Consider the following 3645-nt stretch of genomic DNA (forward strand, 5'->3'; position numbering starts at 1 on the left):
ACTGGCTGACCGATCAGGCCAAACAAGCCAGCTCATGACCTCGGTTATGGGGTGCGGAATTCGAGGGCAAGGTCAGACCCTGTTTGAAGGAGCGTGGGTTGAAGTTGCCGAGCGAAATGGTGACGCCATTCTTTCTCTTTAAGGCCGACGCCTTGAAAAGTCGACTCTACCCCCGGTTTTGCGACCCGGAGCGGGTCTCTATCAGCCGGTCGGTGCCTTGCCAGTAAACACCGCCAACTGCGCAGCGAAAGCGCGCTTGTAGGCAGGTCGCGCTTCGCCACGTGCGACGTAGGCGGCGAGGTTCGGGTATTCGTCCAGCATGCCCGAGGGCTTCAGCCGGAGCAGTGCATGCACCATCAAGAGGTCGCCTGCGCTGAATGCGCCGTCGAGCCAGTCGGCATCGCCGAGGCGGTCGGAAAGTTCGCCCAGCCGCTTGCGGATGCGATCCTTGATCAAGGGCAGGCGTTCCGCGGTCCAGGGTTTGTCGCCTTCCGCGAACTTGGCGGTTTGCAGTTCGATGATGGGTGCCTCCACCGTGTTGAGCGCGGCGAACATCCATGTGATAGCGCGCGCCCGGGCATCGGCATCTTCCGGCAGCAGGCCCGCATGGCGCTCGGCGATATGGAACACGATGGCCCCCGATTCGAACAGGGCGAGGTCGCCTTCTTCATAGGTGGGAATCTGCCCGAAGGGATGCAGCGCCCGATGCGCGGGTTCCTTCATCGCACTGAACGACACAAGGCGAACCTCGTAAGGCTGGCCCACCTCTTCCAGTGCCCAGCGGACGCGCATGTCGCGCGCGAGTCCCTTGCCGCGATCGGGTGAACTTTCAAAGGCGGTGATGGTGGGGGTCATGGGAAGGCTCCAGGTGATGGCATGACGCCTGGGTAAACAGGGGCGGAGTAGGCGCCCTGTCCCTGGCTTGGCTACCGCGGCTGACAGCTGCAAGCGTCAGCCGCGCCGCGCCGCCTCGATCGCGGCGATGTCGATCTTCGTCATTCCCATCATCGCCTCGAACGCGCGCTTGGCCGCGGCGGGATCCGGGTCGGTGACCGCGGCCGTCAGGGCGCGCGGGGTGATCTGCCACGACAGGCCCCACTTGTCCTTGCACCAGCCGCATTCGCTGGCCTGGCCGCCGTGGCCGATGATCGCGTTCCACAGGCGGTCGGTTTCGGCCTGGTCGTCGGTCGCCACCTGGAACGAAAACGCATGGGTGTGCGGGACCCCGGGGCCGCCGTTCATGCCCAGGCAGGGGATGCCCATGACCGTGAACTCGACCATCAGCACGTCGCCCTGCTTGCCGGCGGGATAGTCGCCCGGCGCGCGATGGACCGCGCCCACCGTGCTATCCGGGAACGTCCTGGCGTAGAACGTCGCGGCGTCCAGGGCGGTGCCGTCATACCAAAGGCAAATCGTGTTCTTGCTGACCATGCGGGTTCTCCTGGTTCAGGGCGGCGAGGATGCCCTTCATGCTCTATCGACGAATGGTGAGCGCGCAGATCGACACGCCGCCACGACCACGCGTCGGTCCACGATGCCGGGACGAAAGGAGCGGGCCGGAGTTCCTTGCCTGGGGCGCATCGGGCCTGGGCGGGCCAGCCGGGTGCCGCCGTAGAGGTGCGTTCGCCTGAACCCAAGTGTCGGGTTCGTTTATTCCGGCCAGGCCAGGTCAACGGGCATGCGCAGCGCATCCGGCGGTGGCCGCAACACGAACTCCCGATGGACGTCGGCGAATACATCGCGTTGCCCGCCGAAGGGGAGCCGCGCGATGGCTTCGGCGAACGGCACCCACGCGTGGTCGTCGTGCTCGTGGTTGAGGCATACCTTGGCACCGGCATCCACGAAGGCGACGAAGGCCGGCACGAAGGCGAGACACTCGTCGCGCACGTCGTAGAAGGTTTCGCAGCGGTCGGCCGAATACAGGGCGGCGGCGCGCAGGCCGGTTTCCTCGCGCAGTTCGCGCAGGGCCGCCTGCCAGGCTTTTTCGCCGGGCTTGAGGTGGCCGGCCACGTAGGTCCACAGCCCGTGCAGGTGCGCCCCGGCACGGTGCACGAGCAGCGTGCGGGCGTCCTCGCCGGCGCCACGGACGACCACCACCGAGACCATGGAGCAACGCAGGGGAAGGTCCGGCATCTTTGTTACCAGTGGCAAAGCGGGATGGCAGCGGCACAACCGGAGTCGGGGGCGGCTTTCCCTGAAACTGTACTCTGGAGCTGGTGCGGATTTCGCTTGATGTCCCGGCCGGGCGTGCAGGAAGTCGCCTGGGTTGGTGGGCTCGATCAAGCCTCGGCCGCGAAGGCCTCGACCAGCGGCTGGTACTCCTCCATTGCCGGGAAGCCGGCGTAGCTGTGCTTTGCCGGGGTCGATGCCCAGGGGAGCCGGGCGTCGGTGCAGGTTTCGATGAACGGCACGAAGTCCGCGTGCGGATCGAGCACCGAGGCGCGCAGGTTGACCAGCCAGTCGATGCCCGCCGGGCGGGTCATCACCCACGACTTGCAGAACGCGCAGTACAGGTGGGTGTGCTCTCCCTGCAGGCCGCCGCGAACGAGTTCGCCCTCGATCACCTCCACGCCGTCGGCGGGCATCGCCAGCGACAGCGAAAACGCACTGCCGGTCATCTTCTGGCAGCCGTGGCAGTGGCACGCCATGGTGAGCATGGCCGGCTTGGTGACGCGCAAACGCACGCGGCCGCAGCGGCACGTGCCGGTGGCGGGGAGCTGTCGTGGATAGGGCATGGGTGGGTTCCTCGTCTGGACATGGATGCGTGGCAATCCCGGATGGATTGTCCCGCATTGCTCGGCCGGCATGCCGCCATACGCGAGGAAGAACTGCCGCACAAGCCGCTGCTGTAGGGCTGATTCATCCTCGGCGGCGAAATGGCGGCCCGTTCATCCCGAAGTGCCAGCCGCCACCTGGCGGCTGGCACTTCGGGACGCCTCGTGCGATTGCATCAATGCGATTGCAATGCGCCGTGGAAGCCCGGGCTGTTGAGCAGGCTGTTGCTGAGCTTCAGCACCGCGTTGGACAGCGTTTCATAGTAGTTGTCCGCCTTGTAGGAGCGGCCGAAATTGGTCGCGCCGCCGCCGGCGATGCCTTGCCACAACACCTTGCCCGAGGCATTGGCGATCGTGACGTACACCGTGGCGTTGCCGACATACTGGTCGGTCTCGTTGACGAAGAAGTCGCGGATCTCGCCCGACACGATCACGTCGCCACCGTCGGGGACTACGGTGAGCCCGGCCTTGCCGAAGGTCTCCTTCACGTGATCGGTCACGAAGCTGGCCACGTTGTCTTTCGTGGTGACCTGGCGCACCGGGTTCTTCTCGTGGTTCTCGGCGATCAGTGCTGGGTTCTTGCGTGCATCGGTGAAATTGTTCAACTGCACTTTCACGTTGCCAATGCCGTTGAGGTCGATCGCGCCGAACTCCGCGAAGCTCTGCGTCGGCGACCACACGAGTGGGATATTGTTCAAGGCCTTCGAGGCCATGGCACTGCCGGACACGACAAGCAGCGCTGCAAACAGCGTACGCTTCAACATCAAATTCCCCTCTTTCCCTGTTTCGATGGATGAATGACCTTGCCCTCGAATTCCGCACCCCATAACCGAGGTCATGAGCTGGCTTGTTTGGCCTGATCGGTCAGCCA

5 protein-coding genes are annotated in these 3645 nt (G+C 65.0%); all 5 read right to left on the bottom strand.

The features are described 5' to 3' along the window. Positions 1-201: 201 nt before the first annotated feature. Positions 202-855 (bottom strand): glutathione S-transferase family protein, encoded by a 654-nt coding sequence (locus RHOFW104R8_RS11010; RefSeq protein WP_068094687.1) that lies wholly within the window; start codon positions 853-855, stop codon positions 202-204. 96 nt (positions 856-951) lie between these two features. Then, positions 952-1431, bottom strand: coding sequence for a VOC family protein (locus tag RHOFW104R8_RS11015; RefSeq protein ID WP_068094690.1), 480 nt, complete (start codon positions 1429-1431; stop codon positions 952-954). Between the two features lie 219 nt (positions 1432-1650). Then, a complete protein-coding gene (locus tag RHOFW104R8_RS11020; protein ID WP_068094694.1) occupies positions 1651-2133 on the bottom strand; it encodes an NUDIX pyrophosphatase in 483 nt (160 codons plus the stop codon). Between the two features lie 146 nt (positions 2134-2279). Further along, positions 2280-2735 (bottom strand): GFA family protein, encoded by a 456-nt coding sequence (locus RHOFW104R8_RS11025; RefSeq protein WP_068094695.1) that lies wholly within the window; start codon positions 2733-2735, stop codon positions 2280-2282. 215 nt (positions 2736-2950) lie between these two features. After that, a partial coding sequence (locus RHOFW104R8_RS11030) for a DUF4136 domain-containing protein (protein ID WP_235605142.1) occupies positions 2951-3645 on the bottom strand: 695 nt, incomplete at its 5' end.

It is taken from the genome of Rhodanobacter sp. FW104-R8 (assembly GCF_001617365.1).
GTDB lineage: Bacteria > Pseudomonadota > Gammaproteobacteria > Xanthomonadales > Rhodanobacteraceae > Rhodanobacter.